The organism is Pseudomonas sp. TH21 (genome assembly GCF_016651025.1).
Classification (GTDB): Bacteria; Pseudomonadota; Gammaproteobacteria; order Pseudomonadales; family Pseudomonadaceae; genus Aquipseudomonas; species Aquipseudomonas aylmerensis.
In genome coordinates, this window is record NZ_JAEKEQ010000001.1 from 5,458,492 (window position 1) to 5,482,527 (window position 24,036).

Annotated in this window: 17 protein-coding genes and 1 pseudogene; 7 read left to right on the forward strand and 11 right to left on the reverse strand. The window is 60.3% G+C overall.

Annotation, left to right across the window (positions count from 1 at the left end; genetic code table 11):
• Nucleotides 1-92 precede the first annotated feature (92 nt).
• Nucleotides 93-1,739: an alpha,alpha-phosphotrehalase gene (treC, locus tag JFU04_RS24130; RefSeq protein WP_201145829.1), complete on the reverse strand. Its 1,647-nt coding sequence runs from the start codon at nucleotides 1,737-1,739 to the stop codon at nucleotides 93-95.
• Nucleotides 1,740-1,788: 49 nt separating this feature from the next.
• A complete protein-coding gene (treP, locus tag JFU04_RS24135) occupies nucleotides 1,789-3,231 on the reverse strand; it encodes a PTS system trehalose-specific EIIBC component (RefSeq protein WP_065908653.1) in 1,443 nt (480 codons plus the stop codon).
• Nucleotides 3,232-3,485: 254 nt separating this feature from the next.
• On the opposite strand from treP, the gene treR reads away from it, so the two are divergent.
• Both treR and JFU04_RS24145 read left to right on the forward strand, forming a co-directional pair.
• Complete coding sequence (gene treR / locus JFU04_RS24140) at nucleotides 3,486-4,190, forward strand: trehalose operon repressor (protein ID WP_065908651.1); 705 nt, start codon at nucleotides 3,486-3,488, stop codon at nucleotides 4,188-4,190.
• A 65-nt stretch (nucleotides 4,191-4,255) separates the two neighbouring features.
• Entirely contained in the window at nucleotides 4,256-7,312 is a 3,057-nt protein-coding gene (locus tag JFU04_RS24145; protein ID WP_201145830.1) for a dermonecrotic toxin domain-containing protein, read from the forward strand.
• Between the two features lie 71 nt (nucleotides 7,313-7,383).
• Here the strand turns inward: JFU04_RS24145 and guaA are convergent, their stop codons facing one another.
• From guaA to JFU04_RS24165, 4 genes are all read right to left on the reverse strand, one after another.
• Entirely contained in the window at nucleotides 7,384-8,961 is a 1,578-nt protein-coding gene (gene guaA / locus JFU04_RS24150; RefSeq protein ID WP_065908647.1) for a glutamine-hydrolyzing GMP synthase, read from the reverse strand.
• Between the two features lie 82 nt (nucleotides 8,962-9,043).
• Nucleotides 9,044-10,513, reverse strand: coding sequence for an IMP dehydrogenase (gene guaB, locus JFU04_RS24155; protein ID WP_010207937.1), 1,470 nt, complete (start codon nucleotides 10,511-10,513; stop codon nucleotides 9,044-9,046).
• A gap of 220 nt (nucleotides 10,514-10,733) precedes the next feature.
• Nucleotides 10,734-11,282, reverse strand: a complete 549-nt coding sequence (locus JFU04_RS24160) for a hypothetical protein (RefSeq protein ID WP_025859262.1) — start codon at nucleotides 11,280-11,282, stop codon at nucleotides 10,734-10,736.
• A gap of 136 nt (nucleotides 11,283-11,418) precedes the next feature.
• Nucleotides 11,419-12,186, reverse strand: a complete 768-nt coding sequence (locus tag JFU04_RS24165; RefSeq protein ID WP_106802691.1) for a sulfite exporter TauE/SafE family protein — start codon at nucleotides 12,184-12,186, stop codon at nucleotides 11,419-11,421.
• Between the two features lie 98 nt (nucleotides 12,187-12,284).
• Here JFU04_RS24165 and JFU04_RS24170 point away from each other — a divergent pair.
• From JFU04_RS24170 to JFU04_RS24190, 5 genes and pseudogenes are all read left to right on the forward strand, one after another.
• Nucleotides 12,285-13,175: pseudogene (locus JFU04_RS24170) on the forward strand (LysR family transcriptional regulator).
• A gap of 10 nt (nucleotides 13,176-13,185) precedes the next feature.
• Nucleotides 13,186-14,565 (forward strand): exodeoxyribonuclease VII large subunit, encoded by a 1,380-nt coding sequence (gene xseA / locus JFU04_RS24175; RefSeq protein ID WP_201145831.1) that lies wholly within the window; start codon nucleotides 13,186-13,188, stop codon nucleotides 14,563-14,565.
• Nucleotides 14,566-14,568: 3 nt separating this feature from the next.
• Nucleotides 14,569-15,390, forward strand: a complete 822-nt coding sequence (locus tag JFU04_RS24180; protein ID WP_106802689.1) for a M23 family metallopeptidase — start codon at nucleotides 14,569-14,571, stop codon at nucleotides 15,388-15,390.
• A gap of 324 nt (nucleotides 15,391-15,714) precedes the next feature.
• Nucleotides 15,715-17,394 (forward strand): 2-isopropylmalate synthase, encoded by a 1,680-nt coding sequence (leuA, locus tag JFU04_RS24185; protein ID WP_065908640.1) that lies wholly within the window; start codon nucleotides 15,715-15,717, stop codon nucleotides 17,392-17,394.
• A gap of 338 nt (nucleotides 17,395-17,732) precedes the next feature.
• Nucleotides 17,733-18,497, forward strand: coding sequence for a hypothetical protein (locus JFU04_RS24190; protein WP_141697322.1), 765 nt, complete (start codon nucleotides 17,733-17,735; stop codon nucleotides 18,495-18,497).
• A 60-nt stretch (nucleotides 18,498-18,557) separates the two neighbouring features.
• On the opposite strand, the gene JFU04_RS24195 is transcribed toward JFU04_RS24190, so the two are convergent.
• From JFU04_RS24195 to JFU04_RS24215, 5 genes are all read right to left on the reverse strand, one after another.
• Nucleotides 18,558-19,349, reverse strand: a complete 792-nt coding sequence (locus tag JFU04_RS24195) for an amidohydrolase (RefSeq protein WP_201145832.1) — start codon at nucleotides 19,347-19,349, stop codon at nucleotides 18,558-18,560.
• A complete protein-coding gene (locus tag JFU04_RS24200) occupies nucleotides 19,337-20,485 on the reverse strand; it encodes a pyridoxal phosphate-dependent aminotransferase (protein ID WP_201145833.1) in 1,149 nt (382 codons plus the stop codon). Before JFU04_RS24200 ends, JFU04_RS24195 begins: the two co-directional genes overlap by 13 nt.
• Before the next feature lie 135 nt (nucleotides 20,486-20,620).
• Entirely contained in the window at nucleotides 20,621-22,090 is a 1,470-nt protein-coding gene (der, locus tag JFU04_RS24205; protein ID WP_065908635.1) for a ribosome biogenesis GTPase Der, read from the reverse strand.
• 134 nt (nucleotides 22,091-22,224) lie between these two features.
• A complete protein-coding gene (gene bamB / locus JFU04_RS24210) occupies nucleotides 22,225-23,376 on the reverse strand; it encodes an outer membrane protein assembly factor BamB (protein ID WP_065908633.1) in 1,152 nt (383 codons plus the stop codon).
• Entirely contained in the window at nucleotides 23,369-24,010 is a 642-nt protein-coding gene (locus JFU04_RS24215; protein WP_065908632.1) for a YfgM family protein, read from the reverse strand. Before JFU04_RS24215 ends, bamB begins: the two co-directional genes overlap by 8 nt.
• Between the last annotated feature and the right edge of the window lie 26 nt (nucleotides 24,011-24,036).

The following is a 24,036-nucleotide window of genomic DNA, read 5'->3' on the forward strand; positions in this document are numbered from 1 at the left end:
GCCAGCTTGCTGGCGATAGCGGTCCGCCGAGCGATAGCGGTCTGGAGGGCGCTATCGCCGGCAAGCCGGCGCCTACAGGGAATGGTGGTGTTTCAGTCTTTCAGGTGCAGGACGAACGATTCATAGGGGCGCAGTGCGACCGTGCCGGTGCGCTGCGGGCAATCGGGGTAGTTGCTGATCAGTAGGCGCTGTTCGCTGGCAGGGTTGATCACGTCATCCGGCAGCTGGATTTCGCACGGCGTGCCATAGAAGTTGTTCAGCACCAGCAAGCGCTCGCCCTCCCCCTCGCGCAGGTACGCCCAGACCTGCAGATGGTCCTGCAGCAGTTGGCGGTAAACGCCGGTCTGGATCAGCGGTTCGTGGCGACGCAAGTCGATCAGCGCACGGTAGTGATGCAGCACCGAATCCAGGTCATCCAGTTGGCTCTGCGCATTGATCTGCGCTGCATTGGCCGGGATCCCGATCCACGGTTCGCCGCGACTGAAACCGGCATTCGCCTGGGTGTCCCACTGCATCGGCGTGCGGCTGTTGTCGCGGGACTTCTGCATGATCGCCGCCATGCTCGACGCCTCGGACTCACCGGCATCGCGCTTGAGACGGAAGATGTTCAGGGTCTCGACATCGCGGTATTGCTCGATCCGGTCGAACCCCGGATTGGTCATGCCCAGCTCTTCGCCCTGATACACAAACGGCGTGCCCTGCAGGAAGTGCAACGCGGTGCCAAGCATCTTCGCCGAGACCACGCGGTGCTCACCGTCGTCACCGAAACGCGAGACCACCCGCGGCTGGTCGTGGTTACACCAGAACAGCGCGTTCCAGCCGCCACCGGCCTGCATGCCGAGCTGCCAGTCGGACAGAATCTGCTTGAGTTGCAGAAAGTCGAAGTCCGCCCTCACCCACTTCTGCAGGTTCGGGTAATCAACTTTCAGGTGATGAAAGTTAAACGTCATCGACAATTCTTTCGACGCCGGATTCGAGTAGCGGATGCAGTGTTCCAGGCTGGTGGATGACATCTCGCCGACGTTGATCAGGTCATGGCCCTCGAAGACTTCGCGGTGCATTTCCTGCAGGTATTCATGCACGTTCGGGCCGTCGGTGTAGAAACGGCGGCCGTCGCTGTGGTCTTCGGGAAAGTCCGCTGGCTTGGAGATCAGGTTGATCACGTCCAGGCGGAAGCCGCCCACGCCCTTGTCGCGCCAGAAGCGCATCAACTTGAACACCTCGGCGCGCACCTGGGGGTTGTCCCAGTTGAGGTCGGCCTGGGTGTGATCGAACAGGTGCAGGAAATACTGGCCGGTTTGCGCCTCGTATTCCCAGGCCGAGCCACCGAACTTGGATTCCCAGTTGTTCGGCTGGTCGCGCCAGATGTAGAAGTCGCGGTACGGGTTGTCGAGGCTGCTGCGCGCCTGCTGGAACCACGCATGCTCGATGGAGGTGTGGTTGACCACAATGTCGAGCATCAGCTTGATGCCGCGCTTGGCCGCTTCGCTGATCAGCAATTCGCAATCGGCCATGGTCCCGTAGCTGGGGTCGATGGCGTAGTAGTCGCTGATGTCGTAGCCGTTGTCACGTTGCGGCGAGCGCAGGAACGGGGTGACCCACAGGTAATCCACGCCCAGCCATTTGAGGTAATCGAGCTTGTCCACGATGCCGAGCAGGTCACCGGTGGCGTTACCCGCGTGGCTGTGGAAGCTTTTGGGGTAGATCTGGTAGATCACCGAGTGTTGCCAGTCTTGCATGGTGGACTCCTTTGAAATGTGTGCGGGCCTTGCCGGCGATAGCGGTCGGTCAGGCGACGCGATAACCAGGCCGAACGATCTTCATGCTCAATGCACAGGTCAGAACAAACGGCACGACCATCGCCACCACCATCCCAATCACAAAGCTTGGGATGTACTGCGGAATGATCGAGATGAATCCGGGCAAGCCGCCGACACCGATGGCCGAGGCCTGCACCTTGTTCAGCGAGAGGAAAATACTGCCCAGTGCCGAGCCGAGCAGCGCGGCATAGAACGGAAATTTGAAGCGCAGGTTCACGCCGAACATCGCCGGCTCAGTGATGCCGAAGTACGCGGAAATCGCCGAGGTCGAGGCCATGCTTTTATCCCGCGCATTGCGGGTGGTGTAGAACACCGCGAGTGCTGCGCTGCCCTGGGCCAGGTTGGACATCACAATCATTGGCCAGATAAACGTGCCGCCCTGGGTGGAGATCAGCTGCAGGTCCACGGCGAGGAACATGTGGTGCATGCCGGTGATCACCAGCGGCGCATACAACAGGCCGAAAATCGCCCCGCCGACCATCGGCGCGAGGTCAAACAGGGTGACCACGCCTTCGGTGATCAGGATCCCGAGGTGACGCGTGACCGGGCCGATGATCGCCAGCGCCAGCACACCGGTGACGACGATGGTGGTGATCGGCACGACCAGCAGTTGAATCGCGTTGGGCACGCGAGCGCGCAGCCACTTCTCGATCACGCTCATCACGTAGGCCGCCATCAGGATCGGCAGGATCTGCCCCTGGTAGCCGACTTTTTCGATCTTGAACCAGCCGAAAATATCGAAGTACGGCAGGCTCTGGCCGTCGAGCCCGGCGACCGCCTTGCCGTAGTTCCAGGCGTTGAGCAGGTCCGGGTGCACCAGCATCAGGCCAAGCACGATGCCGAGGATTTCGCTGCCACCAAAACGCTTGGCCGCCGACCAGCCGACCAGCGCCGGCAGGAACACGAACGAGGTGTTGGCCATCAGGTTGATCAGGCTCCACAGCCCATCCAGGTTCGGGTAGGCCTCGAGCAGCGTCTTGCCGTCGATGAACATGCCCTTGGCGCCCATCAGGTTGTTCACCCCCATCAGCAGGCCGGCGATGATCAGCGCGGGCAGGATCGGCATGAACACATCGGAAAAGACCCGTACCAGACGCTGCATGGCGTTGGTCTTGTCGGCGCCCTTCTTCTTCACGTCGGCGATGGTGGCAGCGGCGAGGCCGGTCTGTTCGCGCAGGGCGGCGTAGACCTTTTCCACTTCACCGGGGCCGATCACGACCTGGAACAGGCCGCCGGTGAAGAACGAGCCCTTGACCAGGTCGACCTGGTTCAGCGCGCTGCTGTTGACCAGGCTCGGGTCCTTGAGCGCCAGGCGCAGGCGGGTCACGCAATGGGCAGCTTGTTCAAGGTTATCGCTGCCACCGAGGTTCTCGAGAATCTCGCGGGCAATCGTCGAATAGTCGTGGCTCATGCTTGGTTTCCACTTTGATTTTTTTATTTGGGGGCAGTCATTGGCAGCACGCCGAGGGCAAAAGTACTCGTCTGTACGAGTTAAAGCAACAACTCGTCTGTACGAGTTACAAAATGTTTATATCTTGTAGGCTGTCATATCGCTGGAGGCCGCAGATATCCAAGGGTCTGATGGACAAACCCCACCTCTGCCACTAAGGTTCCTGCCGTGAACGCACCGTTCACTTTCATCAAGTCGGGCACAGAGCCATCCCCATGAGCAAATACAACCAGATCTATACGGATCTGCTTGCCAGCATCACCACTGAACGTTTGCAACGCGGCACGCGCCTTCCCTCCGAAACCGAATTGATGGACGCCTACCAGGCCAGCCGTGGCACCGTGCGTCGGGCTATCGAGCAGTTGCAGGAGCGCGGGTTCGCGCAAAAAATCCACGGCAAGGGCACGTTTGTGCTGTCGCCCAACCCGATTGAATTCCAACTGGGCGGCATCGTCAGCTTCCACGAAACCCACGCCGACCTGGGCGACGACGTCCGCACCGAAGTCGTCGAATTCACCCAACTGCCCCTCGACGGCCCACTGTTGCAACACATCGAGGCCGAGCCGGGCACGCTGATTACGCGTATCAAACGCGTGCGGCGCATCGGCGGCAAACGGGTGATTCTCGACATCAACCACTTCGTCGCCGACCTGATCCCAGGCCTCGACCGCTCGATTGCCGAGCAGTCGATCTACGCCTTCATCGAACAGACCCTGCAACTGCAGATCAGCTACGCCCAACGCACGATCGAAGCCCTGCCGCGTGGCAAGGACGATCAGACGCACCTGGACCTCGAAGGACAGAGCCATGTGATCGTGGTGAGCAACCAGACGTTTTTGCAGGATGGGCGGCAGTTCGAATACACCGAGTCGCGGCATACGCTGGATAAGTTTTATTTTTCGGATATTGCGCGGCGTTAATTATCTACCTGCTGCCCTTCTGAAGGGCTGGGCATGCTCCGCTCTCCCCCTTCAAGGAGAGCACCATGCCACTTGCCGACACCTCCCCCGCCGCCCAGCACCAACTCCGGGCCCTGGCCCCCGTGGTGCTGGATGCCTGCCCGAACATGCAGACGATGGCCCGCGAGGCCGCGTGTGAAATTCTCGCCAGGCATGACCTGGCAACCCTGGATCCCGATCACCTGTACTGGCACCGCTTCAAGGGCGGCTACAGCGACCCTGCCACCTTCACCGGCTGGGGCCATAACGAGAAACCGCAAGAGTCGATGACCCTCACGCAGTTGGTCATTCACCGTTTCAATGTGCACGACCAGGACAACGCCGACCTGCTCGATGGCGACGGCGGTTTTTATCGCGAGGGTGCCGAGGCGCGGCTGTTCGACCACCACAACGAAGTGCGACTGTCGGCTCGCGCAGTGCTCAATGACTTCTGGGCAATCAACTTCTGCGACCGCTACACCACGCGCACGGAGACCTTCTGGCGCACACACTTCGATCACTTCCGCACCCTTGCCAAGGTCAACTGCCTGGCCGAGGCCCTGCAAGCCCGGCAGGCCGGACAGCTCAGCGCGTCACAGTTGCAGACCGTCATCAGCGCGTGCGCTGGCAACCTGTGCTGGCCGCCGACGCTGCCCAACCTGCAAACCGAAGCACCTTCGGCACACGGGCTGCGCGTGGCGGCGCTGGATATCGGCGGGCATATCGCCACGGACCTGCTGCGCATCATCGATGCCAACGGCCGGCAAATTCTTTATATCCCCGGCGAGACGCAGACCTTCCACTGTTTCGAGACACCGGCCGACCTGCATTTCTGGCTGCTGAACCAGACCAATCACCCGGATAAACGCGCACGCTTCATGGCCCACTTCCCCCTGTCGGCCCAGGTCCAGCAGGACGACACCGACGCCGTCACCTGGAAGCAAATGCTGCTCACGCCGGTGCTGATCTATCACACCGGCCAAGCCCTGGCGGGCACCCTGCCGCCAGACTGGGTGGACAAGGGCCTGTACCACCAACTCGACCAACTGTTTATCGACTGGGGCACCTGGGATCACCACCTGATCAATCAGATCGACCAGACGATTACGGGTGATGCATTCACGTGGCTGGCACACTCCAGCCAAGCGCGCATGCGCAACGATGCCGACTTTTCCCTGCGCAGTAATGGCGACCTGCGCAAGAAACTGTGGATCGGTTACCTGAATGCATTCGGCAAAACCTTCGGCCCGATGGCCGTGGCGGGCTGGCCAGTGGCGCTGGTGGTCATGGGCGCCAGCATGGCCAATCTTGGCTTGAATCTCGACCAGGCAATCAACGGCAAAACCCCGGCTGAACGCCGCGCCGGAGAACTGGGCGCGATACTCAGCGCCATCGACACCTTATTCAACCTGAGCCTGCTGAAAGCCGACGGGGTCATGCCGGATATCATCGAAGTGGCCGACACTCGGGCAGTTGAACCGATTGCAGCGACCGAACCCGCAAAGCCTGCCGTCGTCCCTGCCGCCTATGAACCCGCAGTGCCCGCCACCTACCAGACCAACCTCATACTGGAAGGCGAAACCCTCAACACTGCCCCGGGAAAGTTTCACCAGGTCTACACCCTCAGGTCCTCCGACGACATGGCACAGCACGCGATCCTGCTGAACGATGAGGCCTATTACGTGCGCTACCAGGCTGACCCCAATGGTCGTGGTTATTGGGCCGTCGTCGACCCGGACAATCCCCACGGTTTTTCCGGCTCGCTGCCAGTGCGGCTCAATCAACTGGATAAATGGGAACGGGTGCCCGTCAACGGTTTGAAAGGCGGCGGCGGCAATTCCAGCAAAGCCGCTCGGGTGCCGGCCCCCACGCCGATCACAGCGCCCCCGGAGCCGACGATTGTGCCCGCCAACCCACTGCGCAGGGTGACCACTCCATTCGACACCCCACCCTCCACCCGTGCCGAGGTCAAACGCTGGGCATTGGGCCTGCCTGAAACCCATGTTCACAGCCGCTTCAGCCACATTGATCGCTTCACCCACTACTTCAGCGCAACACACAACAAACTGCTGCAAGCGGCGAAAGACTTCTACAACGAGCTGTCCTGGACCCCATTACCACCTCGTCCGGCTATGGCGGCTTTCGAACCCACCGCCACCCTCGATGAAGTGCTTGAACGCCTGCCTGACGCCATACCGGGCTACGCCATCGGTGAAACCCTCGACCGTATTACCAGCACCCGCCTGGTGATCGAAAAGCTCGCGTTTTTTGCACGCAAAGGCGTGAAAACCCTGTACATGCGCCGCCTGCTCAACGACTTCGTCCAGGATGACTTGAACCAATATTGGCACACAGGGGAAATGTCCGAAGACCTCGACAACTACCTGAGCCGACTGGGCACCGACCCGGCCGGGCAATTCAATGAACGGGAACTGGTCAAGGCAGCCAGGGCCAACGGCATACGCGTGCAGGCCTTCGACTGCGCAGCGCACTACAAATACCCCAACCCTATCGCCGACCTTTCAGAACAAGCGATGAGCAACTACCTCGCCCACACCGTCATGCAAACCGACAGAGCCCTGAACGGCGGCGGCAAATGGCTGGTCCTCACCGACGCGAAAAACATCAACACCTTCAACGGCTTCGCCGGTATCAGCGAGCTGGAAGGGGGGATCGGGCTGCGTATAGAAGAGGTGATGCCGGGGCAGGGTCACGACGTGCGTATCGACCCCGGCATCGCCATTGATCGCGACAGCGCCCCCAGCCATGAAAGCGTCGGCGACAGCTTCGACACCCTGCATGCCGACCTGCGCGTACAAGTGGAAGCCCCACGGGTGCACCGGACGTTGGAGCAAAACCAGCGACTGCTGTTTCGCAAGGGCATGTACGTGATCGACGAAAACCAGGGCAACTACACCTTGCTGCACCACAGCCGCGACAGGGGGATCGTCTCCACGCCCATCAATCGGCTGGTCGACGGCAGCTTCTACATCGAACGTCCCGCCTGGGTAGGCGTGCATGAGGTGCACTTCCCCACCCTGGAAAAACTCTCCAGCGCCCTTACCAATATGGGCATGAGCCTGCAAAGTCGGGTTCCTGCCTGATAGGCAATAAAAAACCTGGCCGAGGCCAGGTTTTTTACTCACTCAACGCAGGCCATTCAGGCCCGCCTTGCTTATTCCCACTCAATGGTCGCCGGCGGCTTGCTCGACACGTCGTAAGTCACGCGCGAAATACCTTCGATTTCATTGATGATACGGCCGCTGACGGTTTCCAGCAGTTCGTACGGCAGGTGTGCCCAACGGGCGGTCATGAAGTCGATGGTTTCCACCGCACGCAGGGCCACGACCCATGCGTAGCGACGGCCATCGCCGACAACGCCAACCGATTTGACCGGCTGGAACACCACGAAAGCCTGGCTGACCTTGTGGTACCAGTCAGCCTTGCGCAGTTCTTCGATGAAGATGTGGTCGGCGCGACGCAGCAGGTCGGCGTATTCCTTCTTCACTTCACCGAGGATCCGCACGCCCAGGCCCGGGCCCGGGAATGGGTGGCGGTAGACCATGTCGTACGGCAGGCCGAGTTCCAGGCCGAGACGGCGGACTTCGTCCTTGAACAGCTCGCGCAGCGGTTCTACCAGCTTGAGGTTCATTTCCTCAGGCAGGCCACCCACGTTGTGGTGGGACTTGATCACGTGGGCCTTGCCACTCTTGGCGCCGGCCGACTCGATCACGTCAGGGTAGATGGTGCCCTGGGCGAGGAACTTGATGTTGTCCAGCTTGTTGGACTGGGCATCGAAGACGTCGATGAAGGTGCGACCGATGATCTTGCGCTTCTTCTCAGGGTCGGACTCGCCGGCCAGGTTGTCGAGGAACTGGTCCTCAGCGTTGGCGCGGATCACCTTGACGCCCATGTTCTCGGCGAACATGGCCATCACTTGCTCACCTTCGTGCAGGCGCAGCAGGCCGTTGTCGACGAACACGCACGTCAGTTGGTCGCCGATGGCTTTGTGCAGCAGCGCGGCAACCACGGAGGAGTCAACGCCGCCGGACAGGCCGAGCAACACGTTGTCGGTGCCGACCTGGGCGCGCACCTGGGCAATGGCGTCTTCAGCGATTTTCGACGGAGTCCACAGGGCTTCACACTCGCAGATGTCGAGGATGAAGCGCGACAGGATGCGCCCGCCTTGCTTGGTGTGGGTCACTTCCGGGTGGAACTGCACGCCGTAGTAACGACGCTCGTCGCTGAACATGCCGGCGATCGGGCAGCTCGGGGTGCTGGCCAGGATGTGGAAGTCTTCCGGCATCTTGGTGACCTTGTCACCGTGGCTCATCCATACGTCGAGGCCGAACAGGCCGTCGGCGTCGATGTGGTCTTCGATGCCGTCCAGCAGGCGGCTCTTGCCGACCACGTCGACACGCGCGTAACCGAACTCACGCAGCTCGGAACCTTCGACCTTGCCGCCCAGTTGCTCGGCCATGGTCTGCATGCCGTAGCAGATACCGAAGACCGGCACGCCCAGGTCGAACACTGCCTGTGGGCAACGCGGGCTGTTGGCTTCGTGCACGGACTCGGGGCCGCCGGCGAGAATGACGCCTTTTGGAGCGAATTCGCGAATCGCTTCGTCATCCATGTCGAACGGATGCAGTTCGCAGTACACGCCGATTTCGCGCACGCGGCGGGCGATCAGCTGGGTGTACTGGGAACCGAAGTCGAGGATCAGGATGCGGTGGGCGTGAATGTCGAGGGCCATGAGATCAGTCTCGTCTAATGAATCAGAAACAACTCGGGGCTGAATAAGACAGCCCCGGTTACTTAACTATTTGCTGGAAGCCTCAACCTACGCGGTAGTTTGGCGCTTCCTTGGTGATCTGTACGTCGTGGACGTGGGACTCGGCCATGCCAGCACCGGTGATCCGCACGAACTCAGGCTTGGTGCGCATTTCTTCGATGTCGGCGCTGCCGGTGTAGCCCATCGAGGAACGCAGGCCGCCCATCAGTTGATGGATGATCGCGCTCAGGGTGCCCTTGTACGGAACACGGCCTTCGATGCCTTCCGGTACGAGCTTCTCGGCGCCTGCCGAAGAGTCCTGGAAGTAGCGGTCGGAGGAACCTTGCGCCTGGGACATGGCGCCCAGCGAACCCATGCCGCGGTATGCCTTGTACGAACGGCCCTGGAACAGTTCGATCTCGCCTGGCGCTTCTTCGGTACCGGCGAACATCGAGCCCATCATCACGCAGGAAGCACCGGCAACGATGGCCTTGGACAGGTCACCGGAGAAACGGATGCCGCCGTCGGCGATCAACGGTACGCCGGTGCCTTCAAGGGCCGCGGCGACGTTGGCGATGGCGCTGATTTGCGGCACGCCTACACCGGCGACGATACGCGTGGTGCAGATCGAGCCAGGGCCGATACCGACCTTGACAGCGTCGGCGCCGGCTTCGGCCAGGGCCTTGGCAGCAGCGCCGGTGGCGATGTTGCCGCCGATCACCTGTACTTCAGGGAAATTCTGCTTGACCCAGCGAACGCGGTCGATCACACCTTTGGAGTGACCGTGAGCCGTGTCGACTACCACCACGTCAACACCGGCAGCCACCAGGGCCGAAACACGGTCGCCGGTGTCTTTACCGGTACCGACTGCAGCCCCCACGCGCAGACGACCTTGGTCATCCTTGCTGGCCAGCGGGTAGGCCTTGGCTTTTTCGATGTCGTTGACGGTCATCATGCCCTTGAGGGCGAATTTGTCGTCGACGATCAGCACGCGCTCGATGCGGTGCTTGTGCAGCAGTTCGCGCACATCGTTCTTGTCGGCGCCTTCCTTGACCGTGACCAGACGCTCTTTGGGCGTCATCACTTCGCGGACGGTAACTTCAAGACGGTTCTCGAAACGCACGTCACGGGAAGTGACGATGCCGACCAGGTCGCCATCGTGCAGCACCGGAACGCCGGAGATGTTGTGCAGGCGGGTCAGGTCGAACAGGTCACGCACGGTGGCGTCGGCTTCGATAGTGATGGGATCTTTCACCACACCGGCTTCGTAACGCTTGACCTTGCGCACTTCGGCAGCTTGCTGCTCGATAGTCATGTTCTTGTGGATGATGCCGATGCCGCCTTCCTGAGCCATGGCGATGGCCAGACGGGCTTCGGTGACGGTGTCCATGGCAGCGGAAACCAGGGGAATATTCAGCTCGATGCCACGGGTTAGGCGGGTCTTGAGACTGACTTCGTTAGGAAGCACCTCGGAATAACCGGGCACTAGGAGAATGTCGTCGAATGTCAGAGCTTCTTGGCTGATACGCAGCATCGCGGGGGCTCCCGAGCGGGAAAATGGAAGCGCGCCATTATATACATGCACCCTGTCAGGCTCAATGTAAAACTCTGACAAACTTGGTAATACTGATAGATGGAGAAAAACAGCCACTGCAGGAGCCGGCTTGCCGGCGATGAAGTCCTTGAGCCTTGCGCTCGACCCTCGGGCGCCATCGCCGGCAAGCCGGGCTCCTACAGCGTTGCGCGGCGGTGGTTTAGAGCTCGACCTTGACCCAACTCATCTTCTGATCGAGCCAATCGGCAAATTCGTCGATAAAGCTCTGCTTGAACCCCGCCTCGGCCCAGTTGTTGAAGATGAATCCCAGGTTGGAAAACCCGCATTCCTGCAGGAAAAGAAACCCGTTGATGTCGTCCTCATGCCCACACAGCGGGCAGGTGAAGTTGTCGGTGTGGCCGGGCATCCAGTCTTCGAGGCTTTCGAACAGCGCCTCGCCGACTTCCTTGAGGCACTCCGGGCAGCCGGCTTCTTCGAGGAAACCCTTGGCCGGCGTGTAGATGCAGCGCTTGTAGATGATCTCCAGGCCGTTGATCGGCTCGTTGAACGGCAATGCCTCGGGGTGCAGCACCACGGCACGCGCGCCATCGGCCAGGGCGTAGCCCATGCGATTGCCGGTGCGCCCGCAGGTGGTCAGCTCTTCCTTGATGATGTTCTTGCGCACCAGCCAACGCACGATCGCCCGGGCGCGGGGTTCGTGGACGGGCAAGGTGGAGATTTTCGGGACAAGGATGCTTTGCGAGTTCATGAGAGTCCTGCGGTGTGGCTTCTGGCCTCATCGCGGGCAAGCCCGGCTCCCACAGTGATCGCTTACCTATGTGGGAGCCGGGCTTGCCCGCGATGGGGCCCTAGAGGCTGGCAGCTTAATCCCTGCCCCACACAGGTCAAGTACTCAAATACCGCCCGATCAACGCAATCCCACTCGCCAGCACCAGCCATGTCACCAAGCGCACGAACGCCTCGCGAGACATGCGCATCGTCAGCCTGCGCCCACACCACAATCCCAGGGCCATCGCCGGCAACAGGCACAGCGCCAACATCAGCAACGGCAGATCCGCATAGACCCCGGCAATCAGGAACAGAGTCAAGCGCACCACCGTGCTGCAACTGATCAGCGCGCTTTGCGTGGCGCGGGCCGCGTCCTTGGGCAAGCGACTGTTGAGGTAGATGGCATATAAGAAGCCACCACTGCCGAACAACGCACCAAACAGCCCGCCGACCGTACCCATCGGGATCGACCAGCCCGCCGCCAGTTGGGTCGGCCGCGCCTTTACCGCCAGGCTGTAAATCGCGTAGGCGCTGATAAACAGCCCCATCAACAGCAGCAACAGATCCGAATGCAGGTTGAGCAAGAACACCACGCCCAGGGTGCAGCCAATCGCCATGCAGGGCAGCAATCGCAGCAACTCCGGCTTGTTCACATCCCGGCGCGACTGCAGCAGGTTGCCAAACGCCGCGACAAAATCCAGCAGCACCAGCAACGGGATGATCTTCGACAGCGGCATGAACACGATCAGGATCGGCCCCGCCACCAGCGCCGTGCCGAAGCCGGCGATGCCAAACACGATGTAGGCCACGACAATGCCCAGGCCGATCACCAGCCAATCCACACCGCCAAACGACCACTGACTCATCAGTTCAACCGGGCCCATGATGATTCCTTGTAAGAGATGGTCATCACTTTAGCCATTCGCGAGGGTTGCGACTAATATCTTCAAAGCCCTCCACCCATCTCGAAAAGGCATGACGCGTGATCTCTACCCGCCAACTGCGCTACTTCGTCGAAATCGCCGACAGTGGCAGTTTCAGCGCTGCCGCCGAGCGCCTGTTTGTCGCGCAATCGGCACTGAGCCGGTAGATCAAGGAGCTGGAGACCCAGCTGCAAACCCCGCTGTTCGAACGCACGGCGCGCCAGCCGCGCTTGACGGCCGCCGGTGAGGCCTTCTATCCGCGTGCACGCAACCTGCTGAGCGAGTTGCTCAAAGCCAGCGAAATGGCGACGCAGGTGGGCAACGGCCAACTCGGCACGCTGCGCCTGAGCCATTCGAGCACCGTGCCGATGAGCGGGCCTTTGCTTCAGGGCATCAGTACTTGGCTCGCCCGCTGCCCCGGCGTGTCGATGGACATCGTCAAACTGTCCTCCGAAGCGCAGCTGGAAGAAATCGCCGACGGTCGCCTGGAAGTGGGCCTGTTGCGCCTGCCCGTGCTGCGCCAGCGCGAAGGCGTGCGAGTAGTGCCTTTATACAGTGAACAACTGCTGCTGGCGGTACCGCCGAACCATCCCTTGGCGCGCAGTCAGGCGCCGGTCGAATTGGCCCAACTCAAGGATCAGGCGTTTATCTCGATCCCGCATCCGCAGCGCGGCGGATTGAGTTATCTGTCAGCCGAGTTGTGCATGCGCGCAGGATTTTTCCCCAAGGCCGCGCGGGTGATGTCGCGCAAGACCACCCAGCTGCAGCTGATCCAGGCCGGCTTCGGTATTGCCTTGTTACCAAAATCCATGCAGGACATCGCGCCCGCCAACGTGCACTTTTTGCCCCTGGCCGACCCGGACTGCCTGAGCACCGTGGCCCTGGCCTGCCCGCAGTCGCCGAGTGCGCTGGTGGAGCAGTTCTGTCAAACCCTGCACGAATGCCTATAAACTGCCGCCCATGATTAAAGATCCCTTTGCCCGTCTGGGCCTGGACCGCGAAGTCCTGACTGTCAGCCAGCTCAACGGCCGCGCGCGGGTGTTGCTGGAAGACGTGTTCACCAATATCTGGGTCGAGGGCGAGATCTCCAACCTCGCGCGCCCGGCCTCCGGCCATGTGTATTTCACCCTCAAGGACAGCGGCGCCCAAGTGCGTTGCGCGTTGTTTCGCAACAACGCTGCGCGGGTGCGCCAGGCGTTGAAGGACGGCCTGGCGGTCAAGGTGCGTGGCAAGGTCTCGCTGTTCGAGGGCCGCGGCGACTACCAGTTGATCCTCGACACCGTGGAGCCGGCCGGTGATGGCGCGCTGCGCCTGGCCTTTGATGCCTTGAAGGAAAAGCTCAGCGCCGAAGGCCTGTTCAGTGCCGAACGCAAGGTGCCGCTGCCGGCGCACCCTCGACGCATTGGCATTATCAGTTCGCCGACGGGCGCGGTGATCCGCGACATCATCAGCGTGTTCCGCCGCCGGGCCCCGAACGTCGAACTGACATTGATCCCCACCGCCGTGCAGGGCCGCGAAGCCATACCGCAGATTGTGCGAGCGCTGAAACTGGCAGATGCGCGTGGCTTCGATGCGTTGATCCTGGCGCGTGGCGGCGGCTCGCTGGAAGACCTCAGGTGCTTCAACGAAGAGGCCGTGGCCCGCGCGGTGGATGCGTGCGTCACGCCGATCGTGAGTGCCGTCGGCCATGAAACGGATGTATCGATCAGTGACTTCGTCGCCGACGTGCGCGCGCCCACGCCCTCCGCCGCCGCCGAACTGCTCGCGCCCGACGCCAGCCACCTGGTGCGCCAGGTCGAAAACCTGCACCGCCGCCTGGTGATGCTGATGCGCAACCGCCTGCGCCACGACCGTCTGCGCCTGGAAGGCATGGCCCGGCGCCTGCGCCATCCCGGTGAGCGCCTGCGCCAGCAGGCCCAGCGCCTGGATGACCTGGACATGCGCCTGCGCCGCGCCTTCGAACGCAGCCTCAACACCCGGCGCGAACGCCTGATCCGCCTGGAAACCCGCCTTGCCGGTCAGCACCCGGGCCGTCAACTGGCGCTGTTGCGCCAACGCCTGGACAGCCTCGCCGAACGTCTGCCCCGCGCCATGCGCGAGGGCCTCAAGGCGCGCCGCCTGCAACTGCAAAGCCAGGTACAGACGCTGCAAGTGGTCAGCCCGCTGGCGACCCTGGGCCGTGGCTACAGCATTCTGCTCGACGAGCGTGGCCAGGCCATTCGCAATGCCGCACAGACCCACACCGGCCAGCGCCTCACCGCGCGTCTCGGTGAAGGCCAACTGCAAGTGCGGGTGGAAGACAACCACCTGACACCCGTCACCCTTTCGTTATTGGATTGATTGATGCCACGTTTTTTAAGTGTATTGATGCTGCTGTGCCTCGCCTTCAATGCCCACGCCGACAGCTACATCACCCGCACCCTGAACAAACCCGTGCCGGGCGGCGTGGCCGTGGTCGAACTGGGCCCTTCGGCCGCCGCGCCGAAAGCGACGTATCAAGGTAAACCGGTGCTGGTGGTAAAGGAGGCGGACAACTGGCTGGCGATTGTCGGCATTCCACTGACCGTCAAGCCCGGCAATGAGCGCATCAGCAGCGGTGGGCGCAACCTGCCGTTTATCGTCGGCTACAAAAAGTACCCGGAACAGCGCATCACCCTGAAAAACAAAAGCCAGGTCAACCCCGATCCCGCGCAGCTCAAGCGCATCGAGGCGGAACTGGCGGTGCAGATCAAGGCGTACCGCAGTTTCAGCCCGAACCTGCCAAGCAACCTGGTGCTGGATAAACCGGTGAACGGGCCCCTGTCGAGCAAGTTCGGCGTACGCCGTTTCTTCAACGGTGAAGAACGCAACCCTCATTCGGGCCTGGACTTCGCCGTGCCAGCCGGCACGCCGATCAAGACGCCAGCCAACGGCAAGGTGATTCTGGTCGGCAACTACTTCTTCAATGGCAACACCGTGTTCGTCGACCATGGCCAGGGCTTCATCAGCATGTTCTGCCATATGTCGAAGATCGACGTGAAAGTCGGCCAGCAACTGGCGCGCGGGGCGGTGGTCGGCAAGGTCGGTTCGACGGGCCGCGCAACGGGGCCGCACATGCATTGGAATGTCAGTCTGAACGATGCACGGGTCGACCCGGCGATCTTCATCGGCGCGTTCCAGCCCTGAAACGTGGAATTGCGCACCCGATAATGGGTGCGCAATTAAAAACAGCCGCTGACTCATTCTCAGGCATAAACTCTCGTTTCCTACGCCAATAGCAGAACTTATCTCAATTTTTCTCGACTGCTTGCCATCTTTCACCCCGGCGGTTAGGGTTGAGCTTATGAAAACCTCTCACACCCTCATTCAGCTCCGCCAGCACCGCAGCCTGTGCCTTGTCAGCGCACGACTGCCAGGCTGAATCGATCTGCCTCGTCTTTACGTTTTATCCCTAAAAACAGTTCTACGGCAGGCCGCCTTTTCTCGGCCCCTACAACAAAGGATTTCCCGATGAGCATGCTCAAAGACCCGTCTTCGAAATACCGCGCGTTCCCGACCATCGATATCCCGGATCGCACCTGGCCGTCGAAAACCATCACCGAAGCGCCGATCTGGTGCAGCTCCGACCTGCGTGATGGCAACCAGTCGCTGATCGAGCCGATGGACGCGGTGAAGAAGCTGCGTTTCTGGAAGACCCTGGTCGCGGTGGGTGTGAAAGAAATCGAAGCGTCGTTCCCGGCCGCCTCGCAGACCGACTTCGACTTCGTGCGCACCCTGATCGAAGACAACCACATCCCCGAGGACACCACCATCCAGGTGCTGACCCAGGGCCGTGAAGACTTGATCGCACGCACCTTCGAATCGCTGCGCGGCGCCAAGAAGGCCATCGTGCACCTTTACAACGCCACGTCGCCGTCGTTCCGCCGCATCGTGTTCAACCAGGACAAGGAAGGCATCAAGGCCATCGCGGTCAACGCAGCCAAGCTGTTTGTCAAATACGCGGCCCAACAGCCAGACACCCAGTGGACCTTCGAATACTCCCCGGAAACCTTCAGCGCCACCGAACTGGAATTCGCCAAGGAAGTATGTGACGCAGTGATCGAGGTGTGGAACCCAACGCCTGAGCACAAGGTGATTCTCAACCTGCCCGCCACCGTCGAGTGCGCCACGCCGAACATCTATGCCGACCAGATCGAATGGTTCGGTCGCCATATCAACCGTCGTGACAGCGTGATCATCAGCCTGCACACCCACAACGACCGTGGCACCGGCGTTGCCGCCACCGAGCTGGGCCTGATGGCCGGCGCCGATCGTGTCGAAGGCTGCCTGTTCGGCAACGGCGAGCGTACCGGCAACGTCGACCTGGTCACCGTGGCCTTGAACATGTACACCCAGGGCCTCGACCCGCAGCTGGACTTCTCCGACATCGACGGCGTGCGCAAGGTCGTTGAGGAGTGCAACCAGATCCAGGTGCACCCACGTCACCCCTATGTCGGCGACCTGGTGCACACCGCGTTCTCCGGCTCCCACCAGGATGCGATCCGCAAGGGTTTTGCCCAGCAGAAAGACGACGCCCTGTGGGAAGTGCCGTACTTGCCGATCGACCCGGCGGACATCGGCCGCAGCTACGAAGCGGTGATCCGTGTGAACAGCCAGTCGGGCAAAGGCGGTATCGCCTACCTGCTGGAGCAGGAATACGACATCAGCTTGCCACGCCGCATGCAGATCGAGTTCAGCCAGGTGGTCCAGGCTGAAACCGACCGCGTGGGCCTGGAGATGACCGCCCCGCAGATCTACGCATTGCTGCAGCGTGAATACTTGCAGGCCAACACCCCGTACGCGCTGGTCAGCCACCGCCTGCAGGAAGAGAATGGCAACAGCTTTGTCGAGGTGGAAGTGTCGGGCAAAGGCCAGGGCGAAACCAACCTGCACTGGAAAGGCAAAGGCAACGGTGCACTGGAAGCCCTGGTAGCCGGCTTGCCGGTAGCGGTCGAGATCATGGACTACAACGAACACGCAATCGGCGCGGGCACCAACGCCAAGGCTGCGGCCTACATCGAACTGCGCGTGAACGGCGAGCGTCCGGTGCACGGCGTGGGCATTGATGAAAACATCACTACGGCGAGCTTCAAGGCACTGTTCAGTGCGCTGAACCGCTCGTTGAGCCAGTTGGAAGCGAAAGCGGCGTAAACCTGATCGCGGCAATGCAAAAAGCCCCTGAGTTAAAACTCAGGGGCTTTTTTATTAAGTATTCAAAATCATACCAAATACTTTTCGAGAGACTTAACGCCTCCCTGCCTACCTGCTCCAGACATAGACCTTACGGCATGGATGGAACTTTAAACTTAGATGCAACCACCCAATAACCGCCTGCAAGGTGAGGAGCGCCCTGCATTAATCTCTAAGGGAATGCATTTGAGGTAAGTATTGAGGAATCACATGAAACAGCATTATCACTGCAAAAATCTCTCTGATGAAATCTTCCGTATTGATCCGCAAGATAATAATCACAGTGAGAGCACTCGCTCATGATTACGACCGCTCCTTCTCATCCAGCCAGCAACCCCTTTATCGCGCACACGCCTGCACAACAAGCAAGCCCCCGACAGCAAAGGCCAAACGAATGGTCAACGGACAATAAAGAAACCCTCCCGCCTACAAACAATAGTGACCCTGAACGTTTGGGTATAAAAAAAGGGCATACCAAGCTGGGAACGTTCATCTACGAAAAGATGTACACCTCGAAATCGGAAAACGATGATTTTTCCAAAAAAATAGCTAAAGATTATGGCGGCAAGTTAATTACCGCCCCGATGAAAACAATTGATCGAGCATTGACCAAAATAAATAATGACTACGGCGGCGACATGGGCAAAATCAAAGACCTCACCCGCACGACCGTCATTATCAATAGCGAAAAAGTAGACAACGTGGTTGCCGACCTGGAAAAAAAAGGCGGCATCAATATAAAAAGAATTGATGGAGATGTAGACCCACTCGGTTACAGCGGCATCAATGCCACCTATAAATCTGAGGCCGGCGGCAATTGTGAAATGCAAGTCATCACACCTGCAATGATCTTTGGAAAGATGAATCCAAGTACCGCCAAATCCATGTTGGGAGAGGATTATTGCAAGCAGCTGGAAGAAACGTCCGGACAAAAAGGAGGTTTGGGACACAAGTTTTATGAGCAATATCGAACACTTGATCCCAACAGCACAGAAGCCAAAGACATCGCCCAGCAAAGCAAGAACTACTACGCGGCCATTCGAAGCAGCGAATTTGCCCTCTAAAAGCTAATCCCCTGGTACCTCGACTGGAAGGTCGAGGTACCCGTACTCAACATCGCCCCATCAGCCCAAGTGAAACGTGTCGGCGTCCAAATTGGCAGGAAACCGAGTGCGATAATCCGCCAGCTCCCCGGCCTCAAGACGAACTTGAAAAACCCCATCCGCCTCCCCCGCACTCAGCACGGTCTCGCCCTGGAAATCCAGCACCTGGCTGTCACCGGTGTAGGCAAAACCCTTGCCGTCGGTACCAACCCGATTCACTGCCGCCACATAACACAGGTTTTCGATAGCCCGCGCCGGCAACAACCGGTTCCAGTGCTGGCGCCGCGCCCCCGGCCAATTGGCGGTGTACAGCAGCAAGTCGGTGTCCTGGGCGTCACGGCTCCACACCGGGAAACGCAGGTCGTAGCAAATCAGCGGGCGAATGCGCCAGCCTTTCAATTCGAACTGCACCTGGCGCTCGCCGGGGGTGTAGTGATCGTGCTCGCCGGCCATACGAAACAGATGACGCTTGTCGTAGTGCAACACCTCGCCATCCGGCCGCGCCCACAGCAGGCGATTGCGATGGCTGCCGTCGGCGGCCTGGATGATTACGCTGCCGGTAATTACCGCGTTGTACTTCTTCGCCTGGGCCTGGAGCCAATGATGGGTAGGGCCGTTTTCCGGTTCGGCGAGGGTGGCCGACTCCATGGAGAAGCCGGTAGTGAACATCTCCGGCAACACGATCAGGTCGGCGCCGCGCGCCTGCTCCAGCAACAGCTCGAAATGCTCGAGGTTGGCCTGACGGTCATGCCACACCAGGCTGGTCTGGACCAAGGCAATGTTCAGGTCGGGCAGTGCACTCAGATCGCGCATAGTTTTTCCGCTGCCTGCTGCAGCGTCTCCTCGCGTTTGGCAAAGCACAGGCGCACCAGGCGCTGGCCTTGGGGTGGATCCTGATAGAACACCGAGACCGGAATGGTCGCCACACCGTGTTCGCGGGTCATCCACAGCGACATGGCGACGTCATCCAGGTCCGAGCGAATCTGTGAGTAATCCACCAGTTGGAAGTAGGTGCCGGTCACCCGGGTAAAGCTCAAACGCGACGGCGCCAGCAGATCACAGAACAGGTCGCGCTTGGCCTGATAAAAGGCCGGCAGTTCCTCGACGTGCTCCGGGTGTTCGGCCATGAAGTCCGCCAGAGCGTACTGCAAAGGCGTTACGCCGCAAAAGTTGACATATTGATGCACCTTGCGCAGTTCGGCGCTAAGGGCCGGTGGCGCGACCACGTAGCCGGTTTTCCAGCCGGTGACGTGATAGGTCTTGCCGAAGGAGCTGACCACAAAGGCGCGCTGGTACAGCTCTTCATGGGCCAGCACGCTGACGTGGGGCACACCATCGAATACCAGGTGCTCGTAGACTTCATCGCTGACCAGATAGATATCGCGGTCGCGGATCAATTCGGCCAACTGGTCCAGCTCGGCGCGGCTGATCAGCGCGCCGGTGGGGTTGTGCGGGGTGTTGAGGATGATCATGCGCGTGCGCGATGAAAGCGCGGCCTTGATCTTTTCGAAGTCGAGCGCAAAGCCTTGCAGGCTCAGTTGCACATGCACGCAACGGCCACCAGCCAGTTCGACCGAGGGCTCGTAGCTGTCGTAGCAGGGATCGAAGACGATGACTTCGTCACCACTGCGAATCACCGCCTGGATCGCGCAGAAGATCGCCTCGGTGGCGCCTGGGGTGATGGTCACTTCAGTGTCCGCATTCACCGTGGCGCCGTAGCTGCGGGCGATCTTGGCGGCTACTTGCTGACGCAACACGGGCAGCCCGGTCATCGGCGCATATTGGTTATGGCCAAGGGCGATATGCTTGCCTACCGCGTCGAGCAAACCCTGGGGGCCATTGAAATCGGGAAAGCCCTGGGACAGGTTGAGCGCGCCGGTTTCGGCAGCGAGTTGCGACATGGTGGTGAAAATGGTCGTGCCGACATTTGGCAGCTTACTGGTGATCATCGGAGGCCCCTGCAGGTGAGCCCCAAGTTTTAAGCTGCAAGCTGCAAGCAGGTCAAGCGACAAACTGCCAGGCACAAAAAAGGGCTCCAAAGGAGCCCTCTCTTGCAGCCTGTAGCTGACGACTTGAAGCTGCTGCTATCGCTTGTCGCGGCGCTTCTTGTCGGCCTTCTTGTGGTGAGTCATCAAACGACGCTTCTTGTTCACCTGACGGTCAGTCAGTGTGTTCTTGTTGCCTTCGTATGGGTTCTCGCCGCCCTTGAACTCGATGCGGATCGGCGTACCGACCAGCTTCAGGACACGGCGGTAGGTGTTCTCCAGGTAACGCACATAGGACTTTGGCACCTTCTCGATCTGGTTACCGTGGATCACGATAATCGGCGGGTTGGCACCACCCAAGTGCGCGTAACGCAGTTTGATCCGGCGATTGTTGACCATCGGTGGCGCGTGTTCGCCCACCGCGTCTTCGAGGATCTGGGTCAGGCGGTTGGTCGGCCAGCGGGTGACCGCAGACTTGAACGAGTTCTGTACGGATGCGTAGAGGTTGCCCACGCCGGTACCGTGCAGTGCCGAGATGAAGTGGATGTCGGCGAACTCGACGAAGAACAGTCGGCGCTGCAGCTCGATCTTGACGAAATCGCGCTCGCTCGGCGTCATGCCGTCCCACTTGTTGATCGCGATTACCAAGGCGCGACCGGCTTCCAGGGCAAAGCCCAGCAAGTTGAGGTCGTGGTCCACCACGCCTTCGCGAGCGTCCATCACGAAGATCACCACGTTGGCGTCTTTGATCGCCTGCAGGGTTTTCACCACGGAGAACTTTTCAACTTCCTCGTGGATCTTGCCGCGCTTGCGCACACCGGCGGTGTCGATCAGCGTGTACTTCTCGTCGTTACGCTCGAACGGGATGTAGATACTGTCGCGCGTGGTGCCGGGTTGGTCATACACGATAACCCGGTCTTCACCGAGCATGCGGTTGACCAGGGTCGACTTGCCCACGTTCGGACGGCCGATGATGGCGATCTTGATACCGTCTTTTTCGCTCGGGCCAGGAATGCGCTTGGCTTCCTCACCCTCGGCGACGATCTCTTCCTCGCCCTCTTCTTCCTCAGCGTCATCCTTGGGGAAGCTGCTCAGGGCAATTTCCAGCATCTGGGTGATGCCGCGACCGTGTGCACCGGCGATCGGGATCGCGTCGCCCAGGCCCATCGGGCTGAATTCGGCACGGGCCAATTCAGGATCGATGTTGTCGATCTTGTTGGCGACCACGTATGAACGCTTGTTGCGCTTGCGCAGGTGCTCGCCAATCATCTGGTCGGCAGCGGTGTAGCCCGCACGGGCGTCCACCAGGAACAACACGACATCGGCTTCTTCAATGGCCAGCAGCGACTGCTCGGCCATTTTTTCGTCCATGCCATGCTCGTCACCGGAGATACCACCGGTGTCGACAATAATGTAGGAGCGCCCTTGCCACTTTGCCTCACCGTATTGGCGATCACGGGTCAGACCGGACAAGTCGCCGACGATGGCGTCGCGAGTCCTGGTCAGGCGGTTGAACAAGGTGGACTTGCCGACGTTAGGTCGGCCCACCAGGGCGATTACGGGAACCATGCGGCTCTCCACTTCGTTATTTCAGAAAATACAAAAGCCGCTGCAAGGCAGCGGCTGGTGCTCGGGGCAGCATATTCAAATGCCGCATGCCCCGCCGAAACGGGGCCGCCTGGGGGTTACCCCAAGCATAGTTCTTACTTGATGGTCAGGGCTTCCAGCTTGCCGCTGTTGCCAAACACATAAAGCATGTTACCCACGACCAGCGGACGGGCACGCAGGCCGTCGCTGTCGATACGCTCACGACCTACAAAGCGACCGTCTACCTGGCTCAGCAGGTGCAGGTAGCCTTCGAAGTCGCCAACAGCCACGTAGCTGGAGAACACTTCCGGTGCCGACAGTTGACGGCGGGCCAGCGAGTCGTTGCTCCACAGCGCAGTAGTGGTGCGCTCATCCACACTTTCAACGGTGCCGGATGCCAGGCTGACGTAGACGCTGCCAAACCCTTGGGCGACACCCGCGTAGCTGGAAGCATCACGCTGCCAGTTGACGCGACCGCTCTGCAGGTCCAGCGCCGCTACACGGCCCTGGTAAGTGGCGACGTAGATCGTTTCACCCGACAGCAGCAAGCCACCATCGATGTCGACCACGCGATCGAGTTCCGAACGACCTTGCGGGATGGCCACACGGGTTTCCCAGGCCGGCACGCCGTTCTGGGTATCGAGGGCGACCACTTTACCGGTCGACAGGCCTGCAACGGCCAGATTGTTGGTCACAATCGGACCACTGGTACCGCGCAACGTCAGTACCGCCGGGGTGCTGTCGTACAACCAGCGCTGTTCACCGGTGCTGGCGTCGAGGCCGATCACACGGTCGTCCTGGGTCTGCACCACGACGATATCGCCGTTGGTGGCAGGCGGTGCGAGAACCTCACTGGTCACGCGAGCGCGCCATTTCTCTTCACCGGTGCTGGAATCCAGCGCCACGACTTCGCCCTTGAGCGTGCCGAGCATCACCAGGCCATAACCCACGCCAACGGCGCCGGACACAGGCAATTCGAGGTCTTTCTTCCACTTCACGTCGCCGTTCATGCGATCCATGGAGATCACGACGCCGGTCACGTCAGCGGCCACAATGTTGTCACCGTCGATTGCCGGTACCAACATGTTGTAGGTGTCGCCCTGACCGTCACCGATGGAGCGGCTCCACTGCTTTTGCAGGACCACTTCTTCCTTGAAGCTGGTCAGCTCGGCCGGAGGCAGTTCTTTTTTACTGTTGCTGCTGCAACCCGCGGCCAGAACGGCCAGAGCCAGCAATGCTGCATGTTTCCAACGGATCACGTCACGCATCCCCTTTGGCCAAGTCGTCCAGCTTGATTTGTAAGCCACCGACCGCTGCTTCATCAGACAGCGCCGCCTTGGCTTTTTGGTACGCAGCATTGGCTTCGTCGGTACGACCCAATTGGACCAACAGGTCGCCCTTGAGCTCTTCGCGAGTGGCTACAAATGCCTTGTCAGCATCGCCGTCGAGCAGTTTGAGTGCTTCGTCAGCCTTGTTCTGTGCCGCCAATACCTGAGCCAGGCGCTGACGTGCGATTTCACCCAGGGTCGGGTTGGTCGGTTTGTCGGCGATGGCCTTCAGCTCGGTGGCGGCGTCATCCAGCTTGCCGGTGTCGACCGCGACTTTCGCGACGAACAGGCTGCCGTATTGGGCGTAGGTGGTACCGCCAAATTCGTTCTTCAGCTTGCCGGCCAGATCCGCTACTTGCGCAGGGTCGGGCTTGCCGTCAGGCGTCAACGTGGTTTCCAGCAATTGCTGATAGAGGATCGAGGCGCCCTGGGATTGGTTGGCCTGATACTTGGTCCAGGCTTGCCAGCCGAACACCACCACTAAAGCCAGCAGGCCGCCAGTAACCAGGGGCTTGCCGTTACGCTGCCACCAGTCCTTGAACTCGGCCAGTTGCTCATCATCAGTACTCGACACCCCAATACTCCTTAATCGCTAAATTC

Bases quoted from the DNA above. Each gene is read 5' to 3' on its own strand.
- guaA (WP_065908647.1), bottom strand. From the start codon at position 8,961: ATGGCCCTCGACATTCACGCCCACCGCATCCTGATCCTCGACTTCGGT.
- JFU04_RS24190 (WP_141697322.1), top strand. From the start codon at position 17,733: ATGATTACGACCGCTCCTTCTCATCCAGCCAGCAACCCCTTTATCGCG.
- bamB (WP_065908633.1), bottom strand. From the start codon at position 23,376: ATGCGTGACGTGATCCGTTGGAAACATGCAGCATTGCTGGCTCTGGCC.
- JFU04_RS24195 (WP_201145832.1), bottom strand. From the start codon at position 19,349: ATGCGCGATCTGAGTGCACTGCCCGACCTGAACATTGCCTTGGTCCAG.
- xseA (WP_201145831.1), top strand. From the start codon at position 13,186: ATGATTAAAGATCCCTTTGCCCGTCTGGGCCTGGACCGCGAAGTCCTG.
- JFU04_RS24160 (WP_025859262.1), bottom strand. From the start codon at position 11,282: ATGAACTCGCAAAGCATCCTTGTCCCGAAAATCTCCACCTTGCCCGTC.
- JFU04_RS24180 (WP_106802689.1), top strand. From the start codon at position 14,569: ATGCCACGTTTTTTAAGTGTATTGATGCTGCTGTGCCTCGCCTTCAAT.
- leuA (WP_065908640.1), top strand. From the start codon at position 15,715: ATGAGCATGCTCAAAGACCCGTCTTCGAAATACCGCGCGTTCCCGACC.
- der (WP_065908635.1), bottom strand. From the start codon at position 22,090: ATGGTTCCCGTAATCGCCCTGGTGGGCCGACCTAACGTCGGCAAGTCC.
- JFU04_RS24145 (WP_201145830.1), top strand. From the start codon at position 4,256: ATGCCACTTGCCGACACCTCCCCCGCCGCCCAGCACCAACTCCGGGCC.
- treP (WP_065908653.1), bottom strand. From the start codon at position 3,231: ATGAGCCACGACTATTCGACGATTGCCCGCGAGATTCTCGAGAACCTC.
- guaB (WP_010207937.1), bottom strand. From the start codon at position 10,513: ATGCTGCGTATCAGCCAAGAAGCTCTGACATTCGACGACATTCTCCTA.
- treR (WP_065908651.1), top strand. From the start codon at position 3,486: ATGAGCAAATACAACCAGATCTATACGGATCTGCTTGCCAGCATCACC.
- treC (WP_201145829.1), bottom strand. From the start codon at position 1,739: ATGCAAGACTGGCAACACTCGGTGATCTACCAGATCTACCCCAAAAGC.
- JFU04_RS24200 (WP_201145833.1), bottom strand. From the start codon at position 20,485: ATGATCACCAGTAAGCTGCCAAATGTCGGCACGACCATTTTCACCACC.
- JFU04_RS24165 (WP_106802691.1), bottom strand. From the start codon at position 12,186: ATGGGCCCGGTTGAACTGATGAGTCAGTGGTCGTTTGGCGGTGTGGAT.